Origin of the sequence: Halosegnis marinus (genome assembly GCF_029338355.1) — an archaeon.
GTDB classification, from domain to species: domain Archaea; phylum Halobacteriota; class Halobacteria; order Halobacteriales; family Haloarculaceae; genus Halosegnis; species Halosegnis marinus.
In genome coordinates this window covers 729,088-754,862 of the sequence record NZ_CP119802.1, presented here as the reverse complement: position 1 = coordinate 754,862, position 25,775 = coordinate 729,088, and the positions used below count along the sequence as shown (strand labels likewise).

Genomic DNA, 25,775 nt, shown 5'->3' with positions numbered 1-25,775 from the left:
GGAAGGCGGTTACGCCTCCGCGTCGGCCGCGGCCTGCCGGAAGAAGGCGAGTTCGTGTATCCGCGGGTCGTCGGTGAGTTCGGGGTGGAACGCGAGCGCGACGACGGGGCCCTGCTTCACGGCGACGGGGCGGCCGTCCCACTCGGCGAGCACCTCGACGCCCCCGCCCACCTCGTCGATGACCGGCGCGCGGATGAACACGGCCGGGAACGGCTCGTCCAGCCCCTCGACGTCGAGGGGGGCCTCGAAGGAGTCGGCCTGCCGCCCGAAGGCGTTCCTGTCGACGGTGACGTCGAGCACGTCGAGCGTCGCCACGCGGTCGTCCTTCGCGTCCGTCGCGGCGACGATGAGGCCGGCACAGGTGGCGAGGACGGGCTTGCCCGCGGCGACGTGGTCGCGTATCTCGTCGTCGATGCCCTCCTCCGCGAGCAGCGCGGAGATGGTCGTCGACTCCCCGCCGGGCAGGAGCAACACGTCGCAGTCGGGGACGAGGCCGCCGTCGCGTATCTCGACCACCTCGACGGCGGCGCCGTACCGCTCGGCGGCGCGCCGGACGGCGTCGGCGTGTTCGGAGACGTCGCCCTGGACGGCGACGACGCCGGCTGTGACTGTCATATCCGGGATACGGGACGGACGGCGAAAAGGACGACGGACGGTCGTTCGCGACTACGCGACGGCGTTGAGCACCATCACGAACGCGCCGAACAGGAGGCCGAACGCGACGACGGTGCGGGGGTCGATGGTCGGGGCGTTGCGGTCCTCGCTGTCGAAGTACCGGACCAGCCCGGCGGAGGACATCAGCCCGCCGGAGTTCTGTCCACTGCTCATACCCGCAGTTCCGGGCTGGCGACCGTAAGCCTTCCGGCACGCGGGCGCACCCCGAGACGTGGGAAAGGTTTTACCGCGCGGCTCGACTACCCGCGGTCGGTATGAGTGTCAGTCTGAAGGACTTCCACGCCGACTGGTGTGGGCCGTGTAAGACCCAGGACCCCATCCTGGACGAGCTGAAGGAGGAGTACGGCGACCGCTTCGACCTCGTGAAGGTGAACGTCGACGAGGAGCAGGACGTGGCCAACGAGTACCAGGTTCGCTCGCTCCCGACGCTCATCATCGAGAACGACGACGGCATCGTCGAGCGGTTCGTGGGCGTCACCCAGCGCGACGACATCGAGGCCGCGCTGGAGGAGGCCGGCGCGTAACCCTTCTACCGGACGACTTAATCCCGCGGCTCCACTGGAACGGCCATGGACGGCGAGATATCGGCCGCCGAGCTGGCCGACCTCATCGACGCGAACGCGGACGTGCGGGTCGTGGACATCCGGTCGCCCGCGGCGTTCGCCCGCGGCCACATCCCCGACAGCGTCAACATCCCCTTCGCGGAGCTCCCCCAGCGGGTCGAGGAGCTCACCGGCGCGGAGCGAATCGTGACGGTGTGTCCCCACGGCCAGGCCTCGGTGCAGGCCGCGCGGCTGGTCGGCTCGTATCAGGGCTCGACGGGGCGCGTCGAGTCGCTCGCCGAGGGTATCGAGGGGTGGCGAGCGGGGGACCACGCGTGGGAGAGCGAGGCCGCCCCGACCGACGAGGGGCCGGACGCCCCGTTCTAACGGCCGGTCGCCGTGCGGTAGAGGCCGACGCCCGACGCGAGGAGAAGCACGCCGCCGAGCGCCGCGAACGCGATTCCGAGCCCGTTCGCCGCACCCGTCGCCGCCGCGACGAACCCGACGCCGACCGCGCCGAGCAGGACGAGGAACAGCGTGTACGCGACGGTGCCGAACACGTCCCACAGCGCCTCGCGAACGGCTCGCCTGACGACGCGGTCGAGGTCGTCGGGGTCGCCGCGGTCGGCGTCGCGACTCGTATCGGGGACCATGGTCGTCGCTCCGGCGCGCGCGGTATCACCTTTTCGGCGGCCGCGCGGCTCCGGGGCGTCGCGAGAACGGGAGGGGGAGAAAAGGTCAGGCGACGTTGAAGCCCTTGTCGCGGAGGAAGTCCTCCACGCGACCCGTGTGGTTCCCCTGGAGCTCGATGGCGCCGTCCTCGACGGTGCCGCCGCAGGCGAACTTCGACTTGAGGTCCGAGGACAGCGAGTCCATGTCCACGTCCTTCGGGTCGAACCCCTCGATGACCGTTACCTCCTTCCCGTATCGGCGCTCGTCGATGCGGATGCTGATCTCCTGGGACTCCTTGGCGACGTCCTCGCAGACGCAGAGTTCCTGGGGCAATCCGCACGTCGAGCAGACTTCCGACATTACGCCGAAAGCTACAGAGTCGCCGTATTAAACACTGTCGGGAGGGGCCACCGCCTCAGGCGGGGCCGCCGCGGTTCGAGACGACCGAATCGGCGAGCGAGACGGCCTCGTCGGCCTCGGCCTCCGAGACACCGCCGCCGTACACGGCCTGCTCGTAGAGCCGGGCGGCCCGGCGCGCCCGGCGGTCGCCCACGGCCTCGGCGTACTGGCGCACGGTCTCCCCCTCGGCGCGGGGGCGGCCCTGTCGCGAGAGCACGTACTCGATACGCTCGTAGGCGCCGCGCGTGTCCGCCGCGGGGTCGGAGCGCGGCTGGTACCGGAGCCAGAACGCCCGGTAGGCCCGCCCGGTCAGCCCGGACTTGCGCGCGCCGGCGGCCGCGCCGAGCGCGACGACGGCCCCGAGCGCGAGCTGTTCGCGCGGCGGTATCTCCGGGAGCTCGAAGCCCCCGCCGGCCGTCCCGCCCCCGCCGGAGCCGTCCGCGCCGGGGACGGTGGCCGTCTCGTTGGCCCCCTCGGCGAGCTGGCGCAGGCTCGGCGTCGAGTTCGGCGAGACGGCCGTGATCTCGTTCGGGTCGGAGTCGGTGCCCGGCTCGGGCGTCGGCGTCCACTCGCCCGGCCCCGTCTCGTTCGTGTCCACGGAGTCGAGGCCCTCCGACCGGGCGTCGTCGATGCGCTCCTGCTCGGCCGCGACGCGGGGGCCGGCGGGCGTCGGGTCGAACCGTATCCACCCCTGTTCGGGGAAGAACACCTCCACCCACGCGTGGGCGTTGAGCCCGCGGGCGACCCAGCGGTCCGCGGCGACCCGCTCGCCCGCGGTGTAGCCGACCGCGAAGCGCGCCGGAATCCCCTGCGTGCGGAGCATCACGGCCATCGTCGTCGCGAAGTAGGTGCAGTACCCCTCCTCCATCTCGAAGAGGAACGCGTCGGCGACGTTGCCCGATGGGCGGTCGACGTCGAGCGAGTAGCCGCGGTTGTTCGAGAGCCACTGCTCGACGACGCGGGCGGTGTCGTAGGGGTTCGTCGCGTTGCCCGTGATGCGGCTCGTCCGCGCCTCGACCCGGTCCGGGAGGTTCCCGGGGAGGGCGGTGTAGCGGTCGACCACGTCCTCGGGGTAGTCGGTGCCGGCCGACCGGAGCTCCGTCGGAACGGCCGTCGGCACGCGCGAGACGACGGTGTACGACTCGTCCTCGCGGAACGCGCGGACCGGGCGGAGGCTCCCGTCGGGGAGCACGTCCGCGCCGGTGTCGCTGCGCTCGACGCTCCGCGGCTTCCACAGCGCCGGCATGTTGCCCATCCGGCCCTCCATCGTGTACGTCTGCTCGACGGCGCGGTCCGGGCCGGGCGGCGTCGCCAGCCGGTCGCCGTCGTACGCCCGGGCCTGTCCCGTGCGGACCCAGCCGTCGCCGGTGAAGCGGTCGAAGCCGCCGACGCGCCAGTAGCCCGGCTCGTCCGCCTCGACGGCGAAGCGGACGTCCGGCGACAGCGAGATGGAGCCGGCGAGTTCGACGCTGTCGGCGCTGCCGAGGAGGTTCGCCTCGGTCGTCCCGCCGCCGCCGAGCCCGCCGAACCCGCCCCCGCCCTCGCCGACGAGTTCCTCCGGCACCACGTCGACGACGCTCGCGACGGCGACGATGCCGCCGAGCCCGAACAGCACGTCCCGGCGCCCCTCGTCCACCGCGACCTCGGTCGTGCCGCCCGCGAGGTCGCCGAAGCCGGCCGCGCCCGCGACCCCGACCGCGCCGATGAGCGTCGTCGCGGCGTCGGCGTTGCCCGTCAGGACGAACAGGCCGAGGGTCCCGCCCGCGACGGCCGCCCCGGCGAGGTAGTGCCGGCGGAAGGCGAGGTAGGCGGCGAACAGCGTCGGCGCGGGCGTGATGGCGAGCGCCCACGTCCCGGCGTTGATGATACGCAGGATGGAGAGGCCCGACAGCATCGACCACGCGTCCGCGACCATCGGCCCGAGCGCCTCGGCGAGGTCGAACGACGGCGGCAGCGTGACGACGTAGTAGTACGTGCCCGCGGCGAGCAGGCCGGCGGTCACGAGCGCGGCCGTCCGCGGGCGGACGAGCGCCGCGAGCAGGGCCGCGGCCGCGAGCGACGCCGCGACCGCGCCGTAGAACAGCGGCGGCTCGCCCGCGACGGTGACGATGTACCGGAGGACGGTCAGGTACGCCACCATCGTGACGCCGACCGAGGCGGTCGCGAGCACGCGGGCGGTATCGACGTTCACGGCCGGGAGCCGCCGCGTGACGGTGCTCACGCGAGCGCCACCCCCGCGCGGGCGTCCTCGACCGGGTCGGCGTCGCCGAGCAGGTCCGAGAAGGGGAACTCGCGGCCCTCGGTGCGGACGGTCACGCCGTCGCGGTCGGCCCGGACGCGCACGTCGGCCTCGACGGCAGTGTTCACGTCGCCCGCGTGGGTGCGGGCGAGCAGTTCGAGCGTCTCGTCGCGGTGGTCGTCCCCGCGCCCGCGCTCGACGCGGCCGTTCGGCGCGACCACGGCGACCGAGAGGTCGGCTTCGAGCAGGTGGACGGCGACGCTCGCGGCCGCGGCGGCCATCGCGTCCGCCCGCCCGGGCGTCGATTCCGCGACGACGGTGACGCCGCCCTCGTCCTGCGTGGCGAACTCCGCGACGACGAGGTCGCCGGGCGGCCGCTTCGCGGAGGTCTTCCAGTGGACGTCGCGGAGCGGGTCCCCGGGGACGTACTCGCGGAGCGCGTCGAACGCGTCGCGGTCGGGCGACCCGGCCCGCTCGACCAGCCCGCGGAACGCGCGGTTCGGCGCGAGCGGCTCGACGGGCGGGTAGACGAGCGCCTCGGTCTCGCCGCCCGCGACCGTCCGCCGGCGCAGGAGGCCGAACGCGTCCGTCTCGGCGACGGTCGCGGGGCCGAGCGTCCACTCGCCGCGGTCGGTCAGTTCGACGCGGTAGCCGTTCGCGGTGTCGGCGACGCGCGCGACACCGCCGTCGCTGGCGTCGCTCACGCTCGCGCGCCCCGCGGCGTCGACCCGGAGGATCACGTCCCGCGTCTCGCCCGGGAAGCCGGGCGCGGGCTTGCGCCGCTCGACGGTCGGCGCGTCGCGCCGGTGGAGGGTGACGTACCCGAACGCGAGCGCCAGCAGCGCGGGGGCGGCGACGGCGTTGAGCGACCGGGGGCCGGACTGGGCGGCGAAGCCGACGGCGAGCGCGACGACGGCGACCGCGCCCCAGCCGCGTCGTGTCGGGCGCATCACTCCACGGCGACGGCGTCGAGCGCCTCGCGGACGAGTTCGCGCGCGCTCCCCTCGCCGCGCCCCACGCGGACCCGGTGGGCGAGCGCCGGCACCGCCTCCTGCTGGACGTCGTCGGGGACGACGTAGTCGCGGCCCTCCAGGACGGCCCGGCCCTGTGCGGCCCGCGACAGCGCGACCGACCCTCGGGGCGAGACGCCCAGCTGGGCGTTCTCGCGGGTGTAGCGTGCGAGCCGCGTGACGTACGCGCGGACCGCCTCGCTCACCGTCACCTCGGCGGTGGCGGCGCGCGCCTCGCGCAGTTCCGCGGTCGTCGCCACGGGGTCGAGCGCCTCGATGGGGTGGTTCCCGACGACGCGGCCGAGCACCTCCCGCTCCTCCTCCTCGTTCGGGTAGCCGAGCGAGAGCTTCATGCCGAAGCGGTCGAGCTCCGCGGCCGGGAGCTCGTAGGTGCGGTCGCGCTCGACGCTGTTCTGCGTCGCCACGACGAAGAACGGGTCCGGGACGGGCCGGGTGTCCCCGTCCACGGTCACGGTCTCCTCCTCCATCGCCTCGAGGAGGGCGGACTGCGTCTTCGGCGGCGCGCGGTTTATCTCGTCGGCGAGGACGACGTTCGCGAACACCGGGCCGCGCCGGAACTCGAACTCCCGGCTCGCCTGGTCGAAGACGTTGACCCCGGTGATGTCGGAGGGGAGCAGGTCGGGCGTGAACTGCACGCGCTTGAAGTCGCACTCGAAGGAGGTGGCGAGCGCGCGCGCGAGCATCGTCTTGCCGACGCCCGGCACGTCCTCCAGCAGGACGTGCCCGCGGCCGAGCAGCGCGACGACGAGGTGCTCGATGGTCTCCTCGTTGCCGACGATGACCTCGCCGATGTTGGCGACGACGCGGCGCGCCGTCGTCCCGGCCTCCCGGACGGCCTCCTCGCCGGCCGCCGTGTTCTCGGCGTCGCTCATCGGTCCCCCGCGGTCGCGATCGGCTCGTGACTGCGCTCCCCGCCCGGCAGCAGGCGTGTCATTACCTCACGCGTGGGGCCGCGGCGACGTAAGGCTGACTCCCGCGGGTATAGAGCGCTCCCGAGGGATGGCGAACCGCGCCGCTACCAGGCCTTGCACTCGGCACACACCCACGCCCCGTCGTCGCGCCAGCGCCGGGGCACCGACTCGCCGCACGCCTCGCAGGCGGCGCCGTCGGGGTCGAAGGCGGCGGTCGCGCGGGCCGGTTCGGGGTCGTCGTGTCCGTTCTCGGTGCCGTCCTCGGGTTCCGGGTCGGCCTCGTCGTCGGTCGGGGGGCTTTCCGCCCCCGCCGCGTCCGTGTCGCTCGCCGCGTCGTCCCCGCCGAGGAAGTCGTCGAGCGAGCGGTCGTCGGTCATACCCGTGAGGCGGCGGCCCGCGGCAAGAGCGTGCCGGACCCGGAAGTAGCAAGTAGCCCGCGCCGAAGGAGCGAGTATGGCAAGCGCGAGCGGCGGACTCATCGAAAGTATCCTGGAGATGCCCGGGCGGTTCGCGGACATCGCCGTCCAGAGCCCCGAGCAGGCCGTTCTCCTGGCGCTCGGCGCGCTCACGGTCGGCGTGGCGTCGGTCGTCTTCGGCGTCGGCGCGGTCGGCGGCATCGTCGCGAGCATCGGGCGCGCGCTCCCGGCGGGCGGCCCGCCGGACGAGCGCGACGACTAGAGCCCGGCGAACGCCTCGCCCGCCAGCTCGACGGCGGCGTCGAGGTCCGGCCCGAGCGGCGACCCGGCGACGAGCGCGTCGGCGTGGTCGAGCACCTTCCCGGCGCGTTCCCGCACCTCGGCGGGCGTGCCCGCGATACAGAACGCCTCCAGCATCGGCTCCGTCACCAGCCCGAACGCCTCCTCGAACGCCCCCGCCGAGATGGCGTCGCCGATGTCGCCCGCGCGCTCCGCGTCGATGCCGTGTCGCTCTAGCACGGGCGGTGCCGCGCCCGACGCGATGAACGCCACCGGCGGCCGGGCGGCCTCACGCGCGGCCTCGGCGTCCTCGGCGACCGACACCGACGCGTACGCAGCGAGCGTGAACGCGCCGCGCTCGTCGGGTCGCTCCGATTTCCCCTCCTCGACGCGGTCGCGCGCCCACGCGAGGTCGTCCGGGTGCGAGCCGTTGAACAGCAGGCCGTCGGCGTGCTTGCCCGCCATCCGGCACATGTGCGGTCCCTCGCCGCCGACGAGGACGGGAATCGCGTCGCCCTGCGGCGGCTCGAAGTTCAGTCCCGCGCTCTCGGCGGTGTGGACGCCGTCGCGCGTCACGCGCTCGCCGCGCCACAGCGCCTGCGCGTCCTTGAAACACTGCAGCGTCGCGGAGAGCCCGCGCTCGCGCTCGACGCCGAGGTTCCGGAGCGTCGAGGGGTCGCCCGGTCCGATGCCGAACACGGCGCGCCCGCCCGACGCCTCGTCCAGCGTCGCCACCTTTCCCGCGAGCGCGACGGGGTGGGTGTCGTAGGGGTTGGCGACGCCCGGCCCGACGCGGACTTCCTCGGTGGCCGTCGCCACCCGGTCGAGCGCCACGAACGGGTCGCGGTTGTTGTAGTGCGACGAGCAGAACACGGTGTCGAAGCCCGCCGCCTCGGCGCGCGCGCCCAGCTCGCCGACGCGCGCCACGGGGTGTTCGGGCGTCAGTTCGATACCGAGCATTGGTTGTTCGTCCTTGAGTGGGCCTCTCCCTCGGGCTGTCGGTAACGGCAACGGCTGGTGTGGTGGAACGTTCGTTACTGTGCTTCCGGAGCCCCTGTGAACACTTCGAAAGCTCCGCCCGACTGGCGAGGAAGGGCGAACACCTCGAAAGCCCCGAGGCGGAGCGGTCGGTCTCGGCCGTTCGGCAGGCCGGTGGCTGTCGTCCGTGCCGAGCGGAGCGAGGCCGGACGACTCGGGGAGGGTAGGCTGTGGTGCGGTCGCCTGGTGGACTCGAAGGGCGAGCAAGGCGCGGCGCGGGCGACCGGAGGGAGTCCGGGCCGTGACACGAACGGGGAGCGAAGCGACCCGTGAGTCGGCGCGACGGCGCGCATCGACAAGCACCGCAGTTGGTCGCCGTGGGCGACCACGAGGAGCGCAGCGGGCGCACCGAGCGCCGCGCCGCGAGGGCTTCGGAGGTATCGTTCGGCGTGCAGTAGCGCGAGACGGAGAGGGCTTCGGAGGTATCTCTGCCGTCAGCACTCCCCGGGAAAGAAGAGAAACGGACCTACAGCGTCTTCTCGTCGCGCACGGCCTCCCGCCCGATGTTCTCGGCGTCGTCGATACCGGCGAGCCCCATCGTGAGGTCGATTTGTGATAACATGTTCCGCAGGACGTTCTCGACGCCGGACTGGCCCGAGTGGGCGAGGCCGTAGGCGAACGGACGGCCGAGCATGACGGAATCGGCGCCGAGCGCGAGCGCCTTGAACGCGTCCTCGCCGCGGCGGACGCCGGAATCGAAGAACACCGCGGCGTCGTCGCCGACCTCGTCGGCTATTTCGGGGAGTGCCTCGATGGCGGAGATGGAGGCGCCGATCTGCCGGCCGCCGTGGGTCGAGACCTGCACGCCGTCGGCGCCGGCCTCGACGGCCTTCCGGGCGTCGTCGGGGTGGAGAATCCCCTTCACGATGACCGGGAGGTCGGTGCGCTCGAAGACGAAGTCGAGGTCGTCCCAGGTGAGCGAGGCGTCGCCGAACACGGAGAGGAAGTGGTCCACGGCGGCCTCGGGGTCCTCCTCGGGGGGCGCGTCGAGCGAGTCGCGGAACGCGGGGTCCGAGAAGTAGTTCGCCATCCCCTCGCCGTCGAGGAACGGGTAGTAGCCCTTCTCGAGCAGGCGTTCGCGCCAGCCGAGCGTCGGGGCGTCCACGGTGACGACGATGGCGTCGTAGTCCGCCGCCTCCGCGCGGTCGAGGAACGACTCCGCCACGTCGCGGTCGGAGGACCAGTAGAACTGGAACCACTTCGGGGTGTCGCCGAGCGCCTCGGAGACCTCCTCCATCGACGTGGAGGAGAGCGACGAGAGGACGAAGGGGACGTCCATCTCCGCGCAGGCGCGGGCCGTCGCGGCCTCCCCCTCCTCGTGGAGGAGGGTCTGGACGCCGAGCGGGGTTATCATCAGCGGGTACGCGTGCGTCTCGCCGAAGATATCCACCGAGAGGTCGCGGTCCGCGACCCCCCGGAGCATCCGGGGGACGATGCGCCACCGCGAGAAGTCCTTGTTGCGCTCGAACGTCTCCTCGGAGCCGGCGCCGCCGTGGACGTACGCCTTCGCCTGCCACGACATGCGCTCGAACGCCTCCTCGCGCATCTCCGGGTACGACACGGGGAAGTCGGGCGTCTCGCCCTCGAACATCCCCTTCCGGTACACCTCGCGGATGTGCTTCACGCCGAACTGCTCGCCGTGAACGTCGTTGTCTGCCATGGGAGCACGTGACGGCCCGGCGACAAAGGTGTACCTCAGGCGGCGAGTCTCAGTCGAGCAGGTAGTCGTAGGGGGTTCGCCCGGCGACCCGGCGGGCGTCCGCGAGCGACTCGTCGGCGCGCGCGAGCGCCTCGGCGACCTCGGGGTCGTCGCCGTCGGCCGCCGCGCGACACCGCTCGTAGAGGTCGTCCACCGCGTCGCGGTACGCGCCGGTGTGGCGCGCCAGCCGAACCGCGACGGGGAGGTCGTCGTCCGCGGGGCCGTCGACGGTGGTCGTGTAGCCGGCGGCGTCGGGGTCGAGGCCGACGAGCGGGGTGCGCGCGCCCGCCGCGTCGAGCGCGTCGCGCAGGTCCGTCGCGGGCGCGTCGGCGAGCGGCCCGACGACGGCAACGGGGGCGGTCGCGGCCCTGACGCGGGCCTCGGCGAGCCGTTCGACCCGCTCGACGACGAACCCCGCGTCGGCGAGCGTCGCGCGGGCCCGCTCGCCCGGCCCGTCCGCCGCCGCGACCAGTACCCTCACGGCCGGGGGTCGGGGACCGACGGACAGGTATCTTTCCCCTGCACGGGTGGTAGGGGTCACATATCTATACCCCCGTACGTCGTGTCGGTGGCATGGAACTCGTCCCAGCGTTCCTCGGGATTCCCGGGGGTCCGGAACTGCTCGTCATCCTACTGCTCGCCGTGCTGCTGTTCGGCGCGGACAAACTGCCGGGGCTCGCCCGCTCGTCCGGACAGGCGATGGGCGAGTTCAAGAAGGGCCGCCAACAGATAGAGGAGGAGATACGCGACGCGGCCGCGGAGTCGCGCGCCGACCGCGCGGACGACGAGCAGGCGGAAGCGGCCTGAGCGACACCGGCGATACTTTTCGGCGACGGCGCTACTTCTCGATAGGAGACGGTTTTCGAGACGATCGATTCATATTCCCGAGGCGACGTCCGGGCGACGCGAGAGGAATCACTCGACGGTCGATACCGTCGTGGAGAAGAGGGACCGCAGGCTCTGTTGAAATATTCCGAGCGTGACAAGCTTCGCGTGCTGAATAGAGGGCGCGTATCTTGCACGGACAGGGGTCTGCTCAGCAGAACTCACGACACTGCTTTAGCTTGGGTACTCTTATATGAACCCTATGGACGAAATCGTAACAGAAATCGAGATCGATGCTTCGCCAGAGGCTGTGTGGGCTGTCTTGACTGACTTCGAGGCATATCCCGATTGGAATCCAGCCTTAGAGATAGCAGGAGAAGCGGTAGAGGGCAAACGACTGGAGGTGACGATGGAGTACGAGAACACGCGAGCGATGACGTTCCGCCCAAAGGTTCTCGTTATGGACAAGCCGACCGAGTTCCGGTGGCAAGGCCACCTGTTTGTCGCAGGACTCTACGACGGCGAACATCGGTTCGTACTCACTGCGCTTGATGATGGTGAACGAACACGACTGACACAGGCCGAAACCTTCCATGGTGTACTAGTGGGATTCATAAACCGTCGAATCGGCGATGATGTCGAGGCAGGATTCAATCAAGTGAATGAAGCACTCAAACGACGAGTGGAGAACAGCTCGTCGCAACCCTGAACACATCCTCTGTATCTCGCACGCACTTCCTGCCAAGGTCTAATTATTGCAACAGAGCCGAATAGCGTACCCTCCGAGCGCTTAGATAGGCCGTTACCTCTCAGGGGTACCGACCGCGATCGTCGGACGCGCGTTCACGTCGGCGCTACGGGCTTAGGACACGGTCCTTGCGCGCCGACTCTGCCGGAATAGCCAGACGCCGACGGCGATGCCGACGACGAGGAGGGAGAGTGTAGAGAAGAGTTCCCAGTCGGTTCCGACGAGCGCGGGGAAGAACGTCTCGAACATTTCCTCGGAGTTCTGGAACGTGTGGAACAGCAAGACGGGGACAAGTGAGCCACCCGACCCGTTGAAGAGCCAGGTGAAGACGAAGCTCAGACCGACGGCGAGCACCAGGAACACGACGACGATGAGGGGGTCGCGACCCACCAGCACGGGGAGGTGCCAGAGACCCCAGAAAACGCCGATGACGAGGCTCGCGTGAAACGGGTTCGTTCGCTCCTGGAGGCGTGGGAGCGCGAATCCGCGCAGACCGAGTTCTTCGCCAAGTGGTCCGCGGAGGAACAGCGTCACGAGCAGGCCGCCGTCGATCGCGAACAGGACCGCTCGAATCGCCGCTGGCGAGGCGTCCACGGTCAATGCGACCGCGTCGTCGGTCATCCCGGCGAAGACGGCTGCGGCCGTGTAGAGGACGACCGGAAGGAGTGCTACGAGGTACCACTGCCAGCCGATGCGGACGCGAGTGAGTCTGCTCGCCAGCGCCCGGAATCCGGGGCGACCGGCCGTCATCCAGATCAACACCACACCGGCGATAGAGAACGAGAAGTCGGCGACGCGAGTGAGGGCGAAGACGAAGAGGCCAGGAACGACGAGGTCGACTCCCTCGAAGTCGAGGAGTTCACCACGGGTCAGGAGTTCGGTCGCCGTGACGCCACCAGACGCCCATCCGATTACGCCGAGGATACCGTAGACCCCCCATGCAAGGGCGAACGCCAGGGCGAAGAATGCGACGAGTTCGCGGTCCAACCCGGCGAACGACCGCGTATCGGTTCGGCCACTGGGGTCAGACATCGGCGGACGACTCCTGCGACGACGTGGAAATGATTCGGTCGTTCACCGTTTGCCCCGAACGAGAATGAATGCGCGTGCTCAAGTGAAGTCGAGCGACGGCAGTGTCGGACATTTGTACAGTAAGCAACCCCATCTGGCCGTAAAGCCATATCGGCGGTTCGTGTGACCCACGAACTCCGACGGGGTGTCACAGACTGTGAGGAGGCGTTCCGTAGTCCGCTGTGCGGTCGGTGTGAATCGGATTACGCATCGGTGGCTCTGTTGAAATCCTCAGTCACAGATAGGTTGTTGAGGCTGTGCTGAATTCACCCCCTATATGTTGCGCGGCACTTCTGGCAGGACTGGTGAGGTTTCTACGGTCGTGCTGAATAGAGGGCGCGAGTGGGTCACACTCCCGACTGATTTTACCCATTTATATTCGTCCAAATCAAGTGTTGAACGTCCCTCACTCACGTATGCCACCGCTGGTAATCCTCCTCTTGATTGCTGTCCTCGTGGCGGTCGCACTTGTCTACGGCTACCGGGCCCTCACCGCCTTGCTGGTCCTCCAATCGCTGCCGACGGAGGGCGGTGAAGTCCCCCGGTCGCCGGGTGAGGGCGAATCGGTCGCGCTTACAGGAGAGTTAGTCGTCGAAGAACCGGCCCCGATGGGCGGTGCCATCGACGATACCGAACGGGCCGTCGGCGCCTACCTCTGGCGAGCGCGGTTCCCGGACAACACCAACAGCAACCTCACCATCGAGGAGTGGGGCTGGGAGCGCCAGCGGTGGCACACCTTCGCCTCGGGGCTCGAGTGGGGCCGCATCGGGGTCACGACCGGCGGCCAGACGGTTCGCATTGACCCGACGTGGTTCCGTTCGGCGACCGGGGCGACACCGCTCGGTCAGCTGGAGGTCGGCGGCGTGATGAAATCGGACCGGCTCTCGATCTCACCGTGGGACTCCTGGTATACCCACCTCCGAAACCGCACGGAGCACCGTTCGCTTCGGCGGTTCGCCGGGCACGTGCGACGGCACAACGACAGCATCGACCTGGACCGCCACCTGCTGGAGGCATGCCCACTGGTCGATGGGGCGACGGTGAGCGTCAGGGGCGAACTGCACCTCGAACAGGGCGAGCGGGTCCTTCGTGGGACCGACCAGGTGCCGCTGTTGCTCACCGATGGGAGCTTCGGTGATTACCGCCGCTGGCTTCGCCGCCAGGGCGTACGAAAGGGTGTGATCGTCGCTGCCTCGGTCCTCTTCACGGTCTGCCTGTGGTTCGAGTGGTACGTTCCGTTCGCTGCGCTGCTCGTCGGGCTGCTCATCTACATCGGCTATCGTTTCACCCAAGACGCACACGTCATCGTCGACTTCCTCCGACGGGTCTTCGGGAGGTGAACCGACTCGACTCGCTCATCGGCAGGTCGGACTCCGCGTGTCGAGACGGGATTCCGATCGACTGTCTGTTGACTGCACCCCCTCTATTCAGCACGGCTCCAACAAAATATCAGTGGCTGAGAGTTTCAACGGAACCGGACCGTAGCTCAGTCGGCGTTCGTGCCCTCGGTCGTCTCGCTCGGCGCGATCACGTCCACGTCCGGCGGCGTCGCGGCCGTCCCGACCAGCGTGCGCCGGTCGCGCAGGGCGTGGTAGCCGCCGACGGCGGTGAACGTCAGCGCGACGAACAGCGCGTAGGCGAACCCGTCGAAGTAGGCGAAGGGGGGGATACCCAGCGCGGCGACGGCGACCAGCGCGGTCAACACGCCGCCGAGCGCGAGGTAGAACTGGCTCCACGGGAGGTCGTCGCTCGGCACCACGTCGAGGTAGATGTCGAACTCACGGACGCTGTCGGTGAGCGTCACCGTCCCGCGGTCGTTGTCGTACACGACAACCCCGAGGCGGTCCATCTTCGGCAGGTGCGTCTGGTGGAGCGCGGTGTAGACGCGCTTGCGCTCCTTCGGCGTCACCGCCGACCGCTCGACGTTGTTCTCCCACGCCGCGATCTGTTCCGACAGGTCGCGAATGGTCACCGATTCCGCGCGCTGTGTCAGGTAGTGGAGCGCGTACCGGCGGCGCCGGCTGCTCAACGTCTCGAATATCGTCTCGGTCGAGAGCTTCGCAGACCCGCCGGCGTCTTCCGGCCGGGCTCCGCTACTCAAGACCGCTTGTTGTCCCCCATTCACGACCTCTTATTCGCGTTCTCGGATATGAACCTATCCTCTAACTGACAACGAAACGCCACGACGGGGGTAGGTGCCCGTTACCGCCCCGGAGCGTCCGTCCGACCCCCCGAACCGAGCGACAGGGACGCCGGGGAGGGCGGTACGCGATGCATACCTATCCGCCGGGTACGCGTAAGGGCTACCCATGGCTACGACCGAACGCTCGCTCGCGGGTCTGCCGGCGCGGCTCCGCCGCCCGGAGTACACGGGCGAGAACCGCTGTCTCCCCTGTACCGCCGTCAACCTCGTCATCGCGGCGGGACTGACCGGCGCGACGGCGCTCGTCTCCCCGCCGGCCGCCCTCGCGGTCGCCGGGGTCTCGCTCGCGAGCATCTACCTCCGGGGGTATCTCGTCCCCGGGACGCCCGAACTCACGAAGCGGTACCTCCCCGAGCGCGTCCTCGCGTGGTTCGGGAAGGCGGAGGTGGCCCCGCCCGTCGCGGACGCCGACTTCGATACCGTCGCCTTCCTCGACCGGACGGGCGTCGTCGTCGAGCGCGGCGACGACGTGGCGCTCCACCCCGACTTCGCCGCGGCGCTCGCCGACGCCGCCTTCGACCTGAACGGCGAGGCCCCCGCGCGGGCCGCGGCGGCCGACCTGCTCGCGGTCGACCCCGAGCGCGTCGACTTCGCCCCCGGCGCTACCGCGTGGCGCGTCACCCTCGACGGCTCGACGCTCGGCCGCTGGGAGTCGCGCGCCGCCTTCGTCGCCGACCTCGCCGCCCACGAGGCGCTGGGCGAGTGGACCGACGAGTGGGGGCTCGTCCCCGGCGGCGCGCGCGGCCGCACGCTCTCGGCCATCCGCGCCTGCCTCGACACCTGCCCCGTCTGCGAGGGCGACATCCAGCTCGGGACGCAGCTGGTCACCTCCTGCTGTCGCGAGTACGAGGTCGTCGCCGCCACCTGCGCCGACTGCGACGCCCGCCTGTTCGAGACCGACGCGCGCTCCGTCGCGGCCGTCGAGTAACCCCGCGGACGCTTCTACCTCCTCCTTCTCATCCTCCCCCCGGTCCCCGCGCCGGTACTGCCCACCGGACACTTACGACGAGACTACCTTCCGGCGTCCACATGGAACGGCCCTCTTGCACGCGCCGGACCCTGCTCCGTCGCGGGGCGACGACCGCGACGACGTCTGCGCTCGTCGGCTCGGCCGGCTGTTCGGACGTCGAGTCGGTCGTCGGCGGGAGCCCCGACGTCCCGTTCCCCGCGACGTGGCTTCCGGCCCCCGACCGCGTCCTCGCCGCGGACACCGACCCCGCACGGCGGTGGTACCCGTTCCGCGCCCGGCGCCTCGACGCGTTGGCCGCGTTCCACGACGACCGGAGCACGTCGTTCGACTCCGAGGGCTGTATCGGGACGGCAAGGCGCACCCGGTCCTCGACATCGCGCCCAGCCGAGTGCACACGGAGAGCCGGGCGGGCGGCCGAAGGCTGTCGGTACTGGAGACCGAACTCCTCGTCGAGGCGTTCGCCTCGGACCCGCGGTCGGGGAAGTCACGCGCGCGCGCCGACACGACGGTTCCCCGCGACGGCCGGTTCGTGACGATTACCGGCACCAGCCCCCGGCGTAATCGCTCCCCGGCGCCGATCCGGTTCTCCGGCACCCGTTCTATTCCGTCCGCCCGGACGCCCCGCGTGTGGAACACGTTCGGACGTGCGGCGCGCTCTCTCCCGGTCCCTCCCCCGACCTCACACGAACGCCGTCCGGCGCTCTCCGACCCGGCTCACGGCTCCGACGGCGCGCCGCTCGACGGAGCGGACCCCGTGGTACCACGAATAGCACAGGCAAAAGGAACGGCGGCCGTCGGACGGTCAGAACAGGCGGGCGCGGAGGCGGGCGAGGCGCCCGCGCGCGCCGATGCGGGCGGCCGCGAGCTGGTAGCTGGTGGAGACGGCGAAGGCCGCGAGCGTCGCCGTCGCCGGGACGAGCGGGTCCACGGCGGCGAAGCCGGGGACGGCCGTGAGCGAGGCGACCGTGGCGAACAGCCCGGCGACACCCAGTCCGCGGTAGTACTCGCCCCACGTCACGCCGGCGCGGGTGGTCACGTCCATGTAGCGGCCGAGCGCGCCGGCGCTCGCGAGCGCCCGGACGGTCTTGCGGTCGGCGTCGTACGCCACGAGGCCGAGTTCGTCCAGCTTCGGGAGGTGTGTCTGGTGGAGCGCGTTGTACACGCTCTCGCGGAGCGCGCGGGGCGCGGGCGTCTCGCCCGACTCCGTCGACGCCAGCCGCTCGGAGAGCTCCCGCAGCGACAGCGCCTCCGGATGGCTCCACAACACGGCGAGCGCCTCGCGTCGGCGCGCGTTGCTCAGCACGTAGTAGATATCCGCCTCCGGAAGCGTGGCTCGCTGGAACATCGACCGTAGGGACGTCGGACGGGGGCATATGCATGGTTCGGCTACTCCGCGGGCCCCGACCGGCACGCCGACCGTACGCGACCGGTACGGAGCCCGGACCCGACCGGTACGGACCCCGTGCGGACCCGGTACGGTCCCCGTATCCGGCGGTACGGACCCCGTATTTTCGGGTCGAACGGCGGTAACGAACCCTTGAAAACGGGGGTTTTGACGCCTGAAACCGTTGAATCTGAGCATGGGTAATACCCCCTGGGCTATGGGAGAGGTATCCCGAGACGACCCGACACGCTCCCTGGGGGGACGGCCGGGCGGACGGGGGAGAAACACAACAATGCAACAGGACAGCAAACCCCAACTGTACAGCCTCTCGCGCCGAAAGATGCTCGCCGGCCTCGGTGCCGTCGGCCTCGCGTCCGCGGGCGCCGGCCTCGGTACGAGCGCGCTCTTCTCCGACGAGGAGAGCTTCACGAACAACACCCTGACGGCCGGGACGCTCGACATGAGCGTTACCGCGACCCTCGTGGCCGCCGACCCGTACTGGTCCGGCCAGGTCGACATCGGCTCCGGCGTCACGGCGGACGGCAACTACACCGTCTTCGACTCGCAGGGTAACGAGATCGAGGTTCCGACGTTCAGCTTCACCGCGAACGACATCAAGCCCGGCGACTGGGGCATCATCTGCTTCGAGATCGAGGTCGAGGACAACCCCGGCTACGTGCAGGTGCGCACGGAGAGCTTCGCGGAGGCCGGCGGCGCGAACCCCGAGCCCGAGCAGGATGCCGAGGGCGACATGGACAACGACGCCGACCTCGGCCAGTACCTCCTGACCACGGTCTGGCAGAACTACGACGAGCAGGTCGGCGGCAAGGCCGGCCTCCAGACGCTCGACCCCGTGTTCAACAACGCCTCCGACATCCTGGGCATCAACTACGCGGAGCCGGTCGACCTCGACGGCGTGGTCGACGCGGACACCCACTACACGAACGCCCGCGAGGCCAACACGATCCTCGAGAACGGCTACATCATCAAGGACGACGCCGGCGACAACCTCTCGCTGAACTCCTACGAGTTCTGCCTCCTGTTCGAGGTACCCCGTGACGTCGGCAACGTCATCCAGGGCGACTCGCTGGGCTTCGACCTGGTCTTCGAGACCGAACAGGCCCGCCACAACGACGACCCGTTCAACGCCTCGGCCTGAACGACCCGTCCCCCCTCACGCGCACGGGGTAACTCAATGAATCCGACGCGCCGCGGGGCGATCCCGACCCAACCACACACACCACACCAATGACCCAAGACACGCAACCGAAACTGTACAACCTCTCGCGCCGCAAGATGCTCGCCGGCCTCGGTGCCGTCGGCCTCGCGTCCGCGGGTGCCGGCCTCGGCACGACCGCCTTCTTCTCCGACGAGGAGGAGTTCACGGGCAACACGCTCGTGGCCGGCGAGCTCGACCTGCTCGTCGACTGGCAGCAGACCTACGACTTCGGGCAGGGCCACCAGTTCATCAGCGCCCACCCGGACCACGACGGCGACGGCGAACAGTCCATCTCCGCCGACAACGACGCGGGCCAGATCCGCTACTCCGACTTCCCGGACGAGGGAGACGAGGACTCCAACGGCGCGAACATCCCCGTGCTGAACTGTGAGAACATCCCGCCGCTCTCGGAGGCGGACTTCGGGACGGACCCGGTCACCGAGGAGCCGATGGAGACGCTCGTCCAGCTGACGGACGTCAAGCCCGGCGACTCCGGCGAGATCACGTTCTCGCTCCACCTCTGTGACAACCCCGGCTACATCTGGATGCAGGCGGGCAACGTCTCGAACGACGACGGCACCCAGACGGAGCCGGAACTGCTCGTCGACACGACCGAAGGCGGCGAGCTCGCCGGCCTCATCAACGCCCGTCTCTGGTACGACGAGGACTGCGACAACGTGTACGACGGCGAGGAGCCGGTCGACATCATGCTGACGCTGGACTTCTCCGGCTCGATGCTGTACAATCAGTACGGCGGCGTCGTCAGCAGCGACTCCATCACCGTCGGCGGCACGACCTACGCCGAGACGACGAAGATCGACCTCGTGGAGCTCGGCACCCGCCAGTTCATCAGCTACCTGCAGGCGCGCAACGCCGACGTGAACGTCGGCGTCGCCTACTTCGACGGCGAGGGCAGCGACGACACGACGCCCCGCGTCGGCATCCTTCAGCCGATGACCGCGACCCTCGGCGACGTGGACGCCGCGCTCGACGGCCTCCGGCAGAAGCTGGCGAACGTCGTCAGCGGCGGTGCCGGCTCGACCCCCACGGACGGCGACGGCAACCCCGACCCGTTCTCCAACGCGAACGGTATCGCGACGGGGACGTACATCGGCGAGGGCGTCGACGCGGCCCAACAGGAGTTCGTGAACAACGGGCGCACGGGCGTCGAGAAGCGCAACATCGTCCTCTCGGACGGCGAGTCGTTCAACGGCGGCGGCAACACGATATTCTCGTCGCCGCAGGCCGCGGCCGCGAACGCGCGGCTCGGCTCCGGCGCCGGCGGTGACGACCCCGAGACGGACGTGTACACCATCTCCGTCGGGAGCGCGAACGACGCGGTCCTCCAGCAGATGGCCGGCGCGGCGGGCGACGTCGCGGGCAACGACCCGGCGTACTTCAACGACGTGGACGACCCGCTCAACATCCCGACCGTGTTCGGGAACCTCGCGGCGGAGGCGTTCGCCGAGAAGATCATCATGGAGGACTCGCTCGAGGCCGTCCTCGCGGAACTGGCCGACGGGAACGGTATCCCCCTCGACGGCAACCGCGCGACGGAGTACGACGAGCTCGCCGACCCGGCGAACGACGCCGACCGCGACGCGTTCCGCGGCGACGGCGTGATGCACTGTGTCGCGCTCTCGTGGGAGCTGCCCCTCGAGGTCGGCAACGAGGTACAGGGCGACGTCGTCGGCTTCGACCTCGGCTTCTACACCGAGCAGGAGCGCCACAACGACGGCTCCGGGCCGGCGTCGGCCTGAACAGTCGTCTGACCACCACCCACACCGGCGGTACGGGGGTTCGACTCCCCCGGTGGGTTTCTCCCACGGGAGATTCACTATGACACAAGACTCGCAGAAGCTGTACAACCTCTCGCGCCGAAAGATGCTCGCCGGTCTCGGGGCCGTCGGCCTCGCGTCCGCGGGCGCCGGCCTCGGCACCTCGGCGCTGTTCTCCGACGAGGAGGAGTTCTCCGGTAACGTTCTCACGGCCGGGACGCTCGACCTGCTCGTCGACTACTACAGCTACTGGGACCAGGACATCCGCGGCGTCGGCTCCGTGAGCGGCACGGCCGACGGCCCGGCGGTCACCGCGACGCTCGCCGACATGAAGCCGGGCGACTCCGGCCTGCTCGCCTTCTGTTTCACGCTGGACGACAACCCGGCGTACCTGTGGGCCTGCGGCGACCTCACGGCGAACGCCGAGAACGGGCAGACGGAGCCCGAGGAGGCCGCGGAGGGGACCGACACGGACGGCGTCGGCGAACTCGCCGACTCCATCGACGTGGTCGTGCGCTACTGCGAGCTCGCCGACGACCTCGGGCAGAACGGCTTCGACCCCGAGGACATCGTGGACGAGGGCAACATCATGTTCGAGGGTACGCTCGCCGGGTTCCTCGCGGCGGCAGAGAACGGTCTGCCGCTCGACGGCGCTGCGGGTGCGGGTATCCTCGCGCCCGGCGACCAGAGCCCGTTCGCGGGCCTGCGCTCCGAGGGCGACAACCCCTGCCTCTGCCTGGAGTGGTCCATCGACTTCGAGGGCGTCGGCAACGAGATCCAGTCCGACTCCCTCATGTTCGACCTGCTGTTCTACGCGGAACAGGCCCGCCACAACGACGGGACGACGAACCCCTGCATCACGGCGGAGCAGGTCGAGTCGTTCCCCAACGTCGCCGACGACTCGTTCGACTCGGCGTTCTTCGGCAAGGTCCGCAACGGCGGCGGCGGGTGGGAGCTGGGCGTCGGGAACGGCGACGGTAACGCGGGCGGCGAGGACAACCTCGACTACTCGTGGCCCGGGTCGGGCGTCTTCGACGGCTCGTTCACCTTCGACTACGACGGCACCGGCGCGGCCGTCCTGACGCTGTTCGACGGCTCGGACGCGCAGGTCGCGCAGGTCGGCTTCGGCGACGACGGCGGCGAGGCGCTGGCGGTCGGCGACCTCGACGGCGGCGCGCTCTCGATAACCGTGGGCGCGTCGGGCGGTCAGCTGTCGGAGGTCACGAACCTCACCTACAACGGCGGCTCGCCCTCGGTGGATACGGTCGAATCCACGGGCTCGGTCACCAGCCTCGTGTTGAGCGACATCAACACGACGGGCGGCTTCGCGCTGGCCGGCGACCTCCGCTTCGAGGGCCTCGGCGGTCCCTCCGACGAGCGCCCGATGATGACGGTCTACGTGGACTGAGCCGGTCGGTAACGACACCCTGCCGGCGCGGTACGGTTCCCGTATCGGTTCGGGAACCGCTCCATACCTATGCCCGGATAGGTGCATGAAGGTGACAGACACAGGACACGGGCCACGGGGCTCGGCAACAACGGCCCGGCGTTTCCGGGAAGACACTATGGCATTCACACGTCGGGAACTGTTGGCAGGGATCGGAGGCGGCTCGCTCGCCGTCGGGGGGCTCGCCCTCGGCCGGAGCGCGCCGCGCTTCGCACAGTACACGTACGCGGCCCCGGATTCGGATACGGACGACGGCCGCCTGCGCGTCGCGTGGTACGAACGGTACAACGGCACGTTCGCCGGGAGCCAGTCGGGCACCGACGCCGGGCTGAACGACACGCTCGACCCCGCGAGCACGCCCGCCTACGTGGAGGACGCGACGCTCGTGACCGGGGTCTCCGGCCCGGTCGTCGCGCTCGACGACGTGATGCCCGGCGACGAGGGCACGCTGGTCGTCGGCCTCGAAGTGGTCGATTTCGACGGCGCGGAGCCGCTCGACGTGTGGTTCCGCGCGGCCGTCACGGCCGACGAGGAGAACCGGCTGAACGGCCCCGAGGCCGCGGCCGGCGACACCTCGACCGACGCCGGCGAACTCGACGACCGGACCTTCGTCGAGGTATGGCTGGACGGCTCGCCGCTCGGCTCCTGCGACGGCCGGAAGGACTTCGCGGAGTCGCTGGAGTCGCCCCTCGTGGCGCGGACGACGTTCGACGCGGCCTTCGGGCCGGGCTCGGACTCCGTGTACGCCACCGACGCGGGCTCGCCCGCGTTCGACGCCTGCCTCACGCCGGGCGACCTGCGGTGTGTCGCGCTCGCGTGGGAGTTCCCCGAGGCGGCCGACAACAACGTCGCCCAGACCGACTCGTTCACGTTCGAGTTCGAGTTCGGGGCGGTCCCCTGCGGCTCCGAGGCGAGCCCCTTCGAGGTGACGCAATGACGTTCAGCCGTCGTCGCGTGCTGGCCGCGCTGGCCGCCGCGGGCGGCGCGGGCGCGCTCACCGGGAGCGGCACCGCCGCGATGTTCACCGACAGCGAGGGGTTCGACAGCGCGCTCACGACCGGCGCGGTCGACCTCGTGGTCGAGTACGACGTGCGTTCCGGCCCGAGCGCCGGCGACGCCGGCGTCATCGACGGGCCGCGCGTGACCCTCCCGCTCGACGAACTCGGCGCGGAGCACGCGTCCGGAAGCACCGTGCTCACCTTCGCGCTCCCGCAGGGCGAGGGCTACGTGAACAACCCCGCGGCGCTGTGGCTCGCGGCGACGTGTCCCGAGCCGGCCGCGACGAGGCTCGCCGACGCCCTCCGGCTCACGCTGTCGTACTTCGACTGTGAGACGGACGCCGTCGGCACGGCCATCGAGACCGGCACCCTCCGGGAGGTCGCCGACCGGCTCGGCGGCGGCCGCCGTATCGACGGCGACGGCGACCCGGCGACGGCCCCGCCCGCCTGCCTCACCGACGAGGTGTGCGTGCTCGTCGAGTACGAGCTCGTCGGCTACGTCGGTTCGGAGTCGGTCGACCTGCCGCTGTACTTCAAAGCGGAGCAGTGTCGCCACGACGAGACGCCGACGAACCCCTTCGAGGGGCTGTTCACGGCCACGTGTGAGGGGTCGGAAACCCCCTGTCCGTGCTGTCGTACGCTCGGCAAGCTGGACTTCGAGGAGAACACCCAGCCCGGACTCGGCGACTCGTTCGCCGCGCCCGGCGTCTACTCGCTGCCGCAGAACCCGGAGTACGGGATAGACATCTACGACACGGCGACGAAGGTGGACGGCGGCGAAACCGAGACCACCGGGGTCGCGTTCCGGCTCGTCCGGCTCGACGAGCACGGGAACCCCACGGACGGCGTGGTTCCCGCGCTGTGTAACGTCCGCGTGAAGGCCGGCCGCGGCTCGACGCCGTACGAGCGCGGGACGGACGACGCTCCCACCGTCGACACGGCCGGTCTCCCCGGCAGCGACGGCGACGGCATCGTCTACGCGGCCGACGACAAGGGCATCAGTCACGTCACGGTGTGCATCTGCACGCCGGAACCCGACTGCCCCGGCTGTGTGGACCCGTCCACCGACAAGGGCCGGAAGGACGACGACGACAACGGTCGTCCGGGCAACGGCAACAACGGAGGGCCGAAGAAATGACCCGCGTGACCGCCCGCCGCGTCGCGGCGGTGCTTGGGACGCTGCTGCTCGTCGCGGCCGTGACGCCGTTCGTCGTGTTCGCGGTGCCGCAGGTCGTCGGCGCGGACGACGGCTTCGTCGTGCTCTCCGGGAGCATGGAGCCGGCGCTGTCGCCCGGCGACGTGGTCATCGTCGACGCCTCGACGCCCGTTCGGGTGGGCGACGTCATCACCTACCGGACCGGCGGCGAGTCGGTCCCGACGACCCACCGCGTCGTCGGCGCGGTCGACGGCGGCTACGAGACGAAGGGCGACGCGAACGAGAACGTCGACGCCGGCGTCGTGCCGCGTTCGGCCGTCCTCGGCGAGGTCGTGTACGTGATCCCGCTCGTGGGCCACGTCATCCTCTGGGCGAACACCTCGACCGGCTACGTGGCGCTCGTCGTCGTGCCGCTCGTCCTGCTCGTCGCGAACGAGCTGTGGACGTGGGCGCGGCGCGACCGCGAGCCGGACGCCCCGATTCCGGCCGTCCGGCGGATCGACGCCGACCCGGAGCCGGTCCCGGTCGCGAACGACGACGTGTCGCTCGCGGTCGTGGACCTGAAGCTCACCGTCGTGGCGATGGCGGCGCTGTTCGCCTACGCGGCGTGGAACGTCTACCGCGAGTACCTCGCCGTCGCGGCCCCGGACCCGGTGTCCGTGGGCGCGCTGACGGCCGGCCTGCTCGGCCTGCTGTTCGCCGGCTGGGTGACGCTCGCCGCGTGGCGGCTCAACCGCGCCGCGGCGAGCACCGCCGCGCCCTACGCCGTCCAGACGGACGGCGGGGCGGACACGGAGGTGCGCGATGAGTAAGGCCCTCGCGGTGTTCGTCGCCGCGCTCGCGGTGTTCGCCGCCGCGACACTCGGCTTCGCCGGCGGCCCCACGGCCGCCCTGCTGTCGGACGACGAGGAGGCGCGGGTCGGCTTCGACGCCAGCGTGCCCGTTCCGGGGGTCGTCACCTTCGGCTCCCCGCACCAGTCGCAGGACGGGTTCTCGACGCTCGCGGTCGCCGTGAACACGTCGAACACGACGGACACAAACACGTCGAACACGACGACGGACGGGAACGTCACGGAGGTGACGAACGTCACGGACGACGGCCCGACCACCCCGTCGTCGAACACGACGAACGTCACGAACGCCACGAATACGACGGACGGCGGCCCGACCCAGCCGACTGTGAACACGTCGAACACGTCGAACACGTCGAACACGACGAACACGACGAACGCGACGGACGACGGACCGGCCGACCCGACCGCGAACGCCACGGACACGTCCGACCCGTCGAACGTGACGAACACGACGACGGATCAGAACGTGACGAACACGACGACGGATCAGAACGTGACGAACACGACGACGGATCAGAACGTGACGAACACGACGACGGATCAGAACGTGACGAACACGACGACGGATCAGAACGTGACGAACACCACCGACACGTCGACCCCGACGAACGTCACGGATACGACGAACGTCACGGATACGACGAACGTCACGGATACGACGAACGCGACGAACACCACGAACAACGGCCCGACCGCGCCGTCGACGAACGCCACGGACACGTCCGATACGACGAACGCCACGGACACGACGACCCCGACGAACACGACGGCGGACGGGAACACGACGGACGTGACGAACGAGGCGGACACGACGACGGGCGAGAACGCCACGGACACGACGGACGACGGTCCGACCGACCCGCCCGCGAACGAGACTGACACGTCGGGCCCGTCGAACACCACGAATACGACGGACACCACGACCACGTCCGGCACGACGGCGACCGGCGGCGACGGGACGGACGGAACCGAGGGAACGGAGGAGACGAGCGCGAAGCCGGGCGACTCGGAGGAGGCCTGATAGTGGCGGCTCGCGCCACGGTTCCACGGACCAGACTCCCCGGCACGGCACACAACGCGCCCAGGCGGAACGCCCTCGTGGTGTTCGCCTACGTGCTGCTGGCGATACTCCTGCTCGGACTCGCGTACTCCGCGTTCGCGGGCTGAGAAGGGGAAGAGCGTGTGGCGGCTGTGCGGCCGCCCGACGGCCTCGTTCGGGCC

The 25,775-nt window shown here is 70.3% G+C and carries 29 protein-coding genes; 15 read left to right on the top strand and 14 right to left on the bottom strand.

What is annotated here, in order from left to right:
• Positions 1-9 precede the first annotated feature (9 nt).
• Positions 10-615 carry a pyridoxal 5'-phosphate synthase glutaminase subunit PdxT gene (gene pdxT / locus P2T37_RS04355; RefSeq protein WP_276235552.1) on the bottom strand — a complete coding sequence of 202 codons (606 nt, stop codon included), beginning with the start codon at positions 613-615 and terminating at the stop codon, positions 10-12.
• A gap of 51 nt (positions 616-666) precedes the next feature.
• Positions 667-828 (bottom strand): preprotein translocase subunit Sec61beta, encoded by a 162-nt coding sequence (locus P2T37_RS04350; protein ID WP_276235551.1) that lies wholly within the window; start codon positions 826-828, stop codon positions 667-669.
• Positions 829-929: 101 nt separating this feature from the next.
• Between P2T37_RS04350 and P2T37_RS04345 the strand changes: the two genes are divergently transcribed.
• Together P2T37_RS04345 and P2T37_RS04340 are read left to right on the top strand one after the other, a co-directional pair.
• Complete coding sequence (locus tag P2T37_RS04345) at positions 930-1,199, top strand: thioredoxin family protein (protein ID WP_276235550.1); 270 nt, start codon at positions 930-932, stop codon at positions 1,197-1,199.
• Between the two features lie 45 nt (positions 1,200-1,244).
• Positions 1,245-1,604: a rhodanese-like domain-containing protein gene (locus P2T37_RS04340; RefSeq protein WP_276235549.1), complete on the top strand. Its 360-nt coding sequence runs from the start codon at positions 1,245-1,247 to the stop codon at positions 1,602-1,604.
• Here the strand turns inward: P2T37_RS04340 and P2T37_RS04335 are convergent.
• From P2T37_RS04335 to P2T37_RS04310, 6 genes are all read right to left on the bottom strand, one after another.
• On the bottom strand, positions 1,601-1,870 hold the full coding sequence (locus tag P2T37_RS04335) for a hypothetical protein (protein WP_276235548.1): 270 nt from the start codon (positions 1,868-1,870) through the stop codon (positions 1,601-1,603). The two genes, P2T37_RS04340 and P2T37_RS04335, sit on opposite strands and share 4 nt — an antisense overlap.
• An 85-nt stretch (positions 1,871-1,955) precedes the next feature.
• Entirely contained in the window at positions 1,956-2,249 is a 294-nt protein-coding gene (gene yciH / locus P2T37_RS04330) for a stress response translation initiation inhibitor YciH (RefSeq protein WP_276235547.1), read from the bottom strand.
• 55 nt (positions 2,250-2,304) lie between these two features.
• Positions 2,305-4,509, bottom strand: coding sequence for a transglutaminase TgpA family protein (locus tag P2T37_RS04325; protein WP_276235546.1), 2,205 nt, complete (start codon positions 4,507-4,509; stop codon positions 2,305-2,307).
• Positions 4,506-5,477, bottom strand: coding sequence for a DUF58 domain-containing protein (locus tag P2T37_RS04320; RefSeq protein WP_276235545.1), 972 nt, complete (start codon positions 5,475-5,477; stop codon positions 4,506-4,508). The genes P2T37_RS04325 and P2T37_RS04320 overlap by 4 nt, the downstream gene beginning before the upstream one ends.
• A complete protein-coding gene (locus P2T37_RS04315) occupies positions 5,477-6,430 on the bottom strand; it encodes an AAA family ATPase (protein WP_276235544.1) in 954 nt (317 codons plus the stop codon). The genes P2T37_RS04320 and P2T37_RS04315 overlap by 1 nt, the downstream gene beginning before the upstream one ends.
• 143 nt (positions 6,431-6,573) lie before the next feature.
• The gene (locus tag P2T37_RS04310) at positions 6,574-6,846 is read right to left on the bottom strand and encodes a DUF7573 domain-containing protein (RefSeq protein ID WP_276235543.1); all 273 of its coding nucleotides are present in this window, start codon (positions 6,844-6,846) and stop codon (positions 6,574-6,576) included.
• 76 nt (positions 6,847-6,922) lie between these two features.
• Here P2T37_RS04310 and P2T37_RS04305 point away from each other — a divergent pair, with 76 nt between their 5' ends.
• Complete coding sequence (locus P2T37_RS04305; RefSeq protein WP_276235542.1) at positions 6,923-7,147, top strand: DUF8024 family protein; 225 nt, start codon at positions 6,923-6,925, stop codon at positions 7,145-7,147.
• Here the strand turns inward: P2T37_RS04305 and P2T37_RS04300 are convergent.
• The 3 genes from P2T37_RS04300 to P2T37_RS04290 form a co-directional block, all read right to left on the bottom strand.
• A complete protein-coding gene (locus P2T37_RS04300) occupies positions 7,144-8,124 on the bottom strand; it encodes a 5,10-methylenetetrahydromethanopterin reductase (protein ID WP_276235541.1) in 981 nt (326 codons plus the stop codon). The genes P2T37_RS04305 and P2T37_RS04300 overlap by 4 nt on opposite strands.
• 544 nt (positions 8,125-8,668) lie before the next feature.
• A complete protein-coding gene (locus tag P2T37_RS04295) occupies positions 8,669-9,862 on the bottom strand; it encodes a lactate 2-monooxygenase (RefSeq protein ID WP_276235540.1) in 1,194 nt (397 codons plus the stop codon).
• A gap of 49 nt (positions 9,863-9,911) precedes the next feature.
• Positions 9,912-10,382, bottom strand: coding sequence for a hypothetical protein (locus tag P2T37_RS04290; RefSeq protein WP_276235539.1), 471 nt, complete (start codon positions 10,380-10,382; stop codon positions 9,912-9,914).
• 92 nt (positions 10,383-10,474) lie between these two features.
• Here P2T37_RS04290 and P2T37_RS04285 point away from each other — a divergent pair, with 92 nt between their 5' ends.
• Both P2T37_RS04285 and P2T37_RS04280 read left to right on the top strand, forming a co-directional pair.
• Positions 10,475-10,708, top strand: coding sequence for a Sec-independent protein translocase subunit TatA/TatB (locus tag P2T37_RS04285; RefSeq protein ID WP_276235538.1), 234 nt, complete (start codon positions 10,475-10,477; stop codon positions 10,706-10,708).
• 280 nt (positions 10,709-10,988) lie between these two features.
• Positions 10,989-11,435, top strand: coding sequence for an SRPBCC domain-containing protein (locus P2T37_RS04280; protein WP_276235537.1), 447 nt, complete (start codon positions 10,989-10,991; stop codon positions 11,433-11,435).
• 153 nt (positions 11,436-11,588) lie between these two features.
• Here the strand turns inward: P2T37_RS04280 and P2T37_RS04275 are convergent, their stop codons facing one another.
• A complete protein-coding gene (locus tag P2T37_RS04275) occupies positions 11,589-12,506 on the bottom strand; it encodes a CPBP family intramembrane glutamic endopeptidase (protein ID WP_276235536.1) in 918 nt (305 codons plus the stop codon).
• A gap of 455 nt (positions 12,507-12,961) precedes the next feature.
• Between P2T37_RS04275 and P2T37_RS04270 the strand changes: the two genes are divergently transcribed.
• Positions 12,962-13,885, top strand: a complete 924-nt coding sequence (locus tag P2T37_RS04270; protein WP_276235535.1) for a hypothetical protein — start codon at positions 12,962-12,964, stop codon at positions 13,883-13,885.
• A 146-nt stretch (positions 13,886-14,031) separates the two neighbouring features.
• Here P2T37_RS04270 and P2T37_RS04265 read toward each other — a convergent pair whose 3' ends face one another.
• Positions 14,032-14,670 (bottom strand): DUF7344 domain-containing protein, encoded by a 639-nt coding sequence (locus tag P2T37_RS04265; protein WP_420028482.1) that lies wholly within the window; start codon positions 14,668-14,670, stop codon positions 14,032-14,034.
• 184 nt (positions 14,671-14,854) lie between these two features.
• Here P2T37_RS04265 and P2T37_RS04260 point away from each other — a divergent pair, with 184 nt between their 5' ends.
• Complete coding sequence (locus tag P2T37_RS04260) at positions 14,855-15,676, top strand: DUF8054 domain-containing protein (protein ID WP_276235533.1); 822 nt, start codon at positions 14,855-14,857, stop codon at positions 15,674-15,676.
• A gap of 844 nt (positions 15,677-16,520) precedes the next feature.
• Here the strand turns inward: P2T37_RS04260 and P2T37_RS04255 are convergent.
• Positions 16,521-17,063 carry a DUF7344 domain-containing protein gene (locus P2T37_RS04255; protein WP_276235532.1) on the bottom strand — a complete coding sequence of 181 codons (543 nt, stop codon included), beginning with the start codon at positions 17,061-17,063 and terminating at the stop codon, positions 16,521-16,523.
• Positions 17,064-17,394: 331 nt separating this feature from the next.
• Here P2T37_RS04255 and P2T37_RS04250 point away from each other — a divergent pair, with 331 nt between their 5' ends.
• The 8 genes from P2T37_RS04250 (at position 17,395) to P2T37_RS04215 (ending at position 25,721) form a co-directional block, all read left to right on the top strand.
• On the top strand, positions 17,395-18,261 hold the full coding sequence (locus P2T37_RS04250) for a SipW-dependent-type signal peptide-containing protein (RefSeq protein ID WP_276235531.1): 867 nt from the start codon (positions 17,395-17,397) through the stop codon (positions 18,259-18,261).
• Positions 18,262-18,350: 89 nt separating this feature from the next.
• Entirely contained in the window at positions 18,351-20,081 is a 1,731-nt protein-coding gene (locus tag P2T37_RS04245; RefSeq protein ID WP_276235530.1) for a vWA domain-containing protein, read from the top strand.
• A 79-nt stretch (positions 20,082-20,160) separates the two neighbouring features.
• Positions 20,161-21,507 (top strand): SipW-dependent-type signal peptide-containing protein, encoded by a 1,347-nt coding sequence (locus P2T37_RS04240; RefSeq protein WP_276235529.1) that lies wholly within the window; start codon positions 20,161-20,163, stop codon positions 21,505-21,507.
• Positions 21,508-21,688: 181 nt separating this feature from the next.
• Entirely contained in the window at positions 21,689-22,483 is a 795-nt protein-coding gene (locus tag P2T37_RS04235) for a hypothetical protein (RefSeq protein WP_276235528.1), read from the top strand.
• Positions 22,480-23,682, top strand: a complete 1,203-nt coding sequence (locus tag P2T37_RS04230) for a hypothetical protein (RefSeq protein WP_276235527.1) — start codon at positions 22,480-22,482, stop codon at positions 23,680-23,682. Before P2T37_RS04235 ends, P2T37_RS04230 begins: the two co-directional genes overlap by 4 nt.
• A complete protein-coding gene (locus P2T37_RS04225; protein WP_276235526.1) occupies positions 23,679-24,512 on the top strand; it encodes a signal peptidase I in 834 nt (277 codons plus the stop codon). The genes P2T37_RS04230 and P2T37_RS04225 overlap by 4 nt, the downstream gene beginning before the upstream one ends.
• Positions 24,505-25,575 (top strand): hypothetical protein, encoded by a 1,071-nt coding sequence (locus P2T37_RS04220; protein ID WP_276235525.1) that lies wholly within the window; start codon positions 24,505-24,507, stop codon positions 25,573-25,575. The genes P2T37_RS04225 and P2T37_RS04220 overlap by 8 nt, the downstream gene beginning before the upstream one ends.
• A gap of 2 nt (positions 25,576-25,577) precedes the next feature.
• A complete protein-coding gene (locus P2T37_RS04215; RefSeq protein ID WP_276235524.1) occupies positions 25,578-25,721 on the top strand; it encodes a hypothetical protein in 144 nt (47 codons plus the stop codon).
• Positions 25,722-25,775: the final 54 nt, after the last annotated feature.

Excerpts from the sequence above, each read along its gene's own strand:
- P2T37_RS04350 (WP_276235551.1), bottom strand. The coding sequence starts at position 828 with ATGAGCAGTGGACAGAACTCCGGCGGGCTGATGTCCTCCGCCGGGCTG.
- P2T37_RS04285 (WP_276235538.1), top strand. The coding sequence starts at position 10,475 with ATGGAACTCGTCCCAGCGTTCCTCGGGATTCCCGGGGGTCCGGAACTG.
- P2T37_RS04280 (WP_276235537.1), top strand. The coding sequence starts at position 10,989 with ATGGACGAAATCGTAACAGAAATCGAGATCGATGCTTCGCCAGAGGCT.
- P2T37_RS04300 (WP_276235541.1), bottom strand. The coding sequence starts at position 8,124 with ATGCTCGGTATCGAACTGACGCCCGAACACCCCGTGGCGCGCGTCGGC.
- pdxT (WP_276235552.1), bottom strand. The coding sequence starts at position 615 with ATGACAGTCACAGCCGGCGTCGTCGCCGTCCAGGGCGACGTCTCCGAA.
- P2T37_RS04315 (WP_276235544.1), bottom strand. The coding sequence starts at position 6,430 with ATGAGCGACGCCGAGAACACGGCGGCCGGCGAGGAGGCCGTCCGGGAG.
- P2T37_RS04295 (WP_276235540.1), bottom strand. The coding sequence starts at position 9,862 with ATGGCAGACAACGACGTTCACGGCGAGCAGTTCGGCGTGAAGCACATC.
- yciH (WP_276235547.1), bottom strand. The coding sequence starts at position 2,249 with ATGTCGGAAGTCTGCTCGACGTGCGGATTGCCCCAGGAACTCTGCGTC.
- P2T37_RS04230 (WP_276235527.1), top strand. The coding sequence starts at position 22,480 with ATGACGTTCAGCCGTCGTCGCGTGCTGGCCGCGCTGGCCGCCGCGGGC.
- P2T37_RS04260 (WP_276235533.1), top strand. The coding sequence starts at position 14,855 with ATGGCTACGACCGAACGCTCGCTCGCGGGTCTGCCGGCGCGGCTCCGC.
- P2T37_RS04225 (WP_276235526.1), top strand. The coding sequence starts at position 23,679 with ATGACCCGCGTGACCGCCCGCCGCGTCGCGGCGGTGCTTGGGACGCTG.
- P2T37_RS04305 (WP_276235542.1), top strand. The coding sequence starts at position 6,923 with ATGGCAAGCGCGAGCGGCGGACTCATCGAAAGTATCCTGGAGATGCCC.
- P2T37_RS04220 (WP_276235525.1), top strand. The coding sequence starts at position 24,505 with ATGAGTAAGGCCCTCGCGGTGTTCGTCGCCGCGCTCGCGGTGTTCGCC.
- P2T37_RS04275 (WP_276235536.1), bottom strand. The coding sequence starts at position 12,506 with ATGTCTGACCCCAGTGGCCGAACCGATACGCGGTCGTTCGCCGGGTTG.
- P2T37_RS04255 (WP_276235532.1), bottom strand. The coding sequence starts at position 17,063 with ATGTTCCAGCGAGCCACGCTTCCGGAGGCGGATATCTACTACGTGCTG.
- P2T37_RS04345 (WP_276235550.1), top strand. The coding sequence starts at position 930 with ATGAGTGTCAGTCTGAAGGACTTCCACGCCGACTGGTGTGGGCCGTGT.
- P2T37_RS04270 (WP_276235535.1), top strand. The coding sequence starts at position 12,962 with ATGCCACCGCTGGTAATCCTCCTCTTGATTGCTGTCCTCGTGGCGGTC.
- P2T37_RS04250 (WP_276235531.1), top strand. The coding sequence starts at position 17,395 with ATGCAACAGGACAGCAAACCCCAACTGTACAGCCTCTCGCGCCGAAAG.
- P2T37_RS04310 (WP_276235543.1), bottom strand. The coding sequence starts at position 6,846 with ATGACCGACGACCGCTCGCTCGACGACTTCCTCGGCGGGGACGACGCG.
- P2T37_RS04245 (WP_276235530.1), top strand. The coding sequence starts at position 18,351 with ATGACCCAAGACACGCAACCGAAACTGTACAACCTCTCGCGCCGCAAG.
- P2T37_RS04335 (WP_276235548.1), bottom strand. The coding sequence starts at position 1,870 with ATGGTCCCCGATACGAGTCGCGACGCCGACCGCGGCGACCCCGACGAC.
- P2T37_RS04240 (WP_276235529.1), top strand. The coding sequence starts at position 20,161 with ATGACACAAGACTCGCAGAAGCTGTACAACCTCTCGCGCCGAAAGATG.
- P2T37_RS04340 (WP_276235549.1), top strand. The coding sequence starts at position 1,245 with ATGGACGGCGAGATATCGGCCGCCGAGCTGGCCGACCTCATCGACGCG.
- P2T37_RS04320 (WP_276235545.1), bottom strand. The coding sequence starts at position 5,477 with ATGCGCCCGACACGACGCGGCTGGGGCGCGGTCGCCGTCGTCGCGCTC.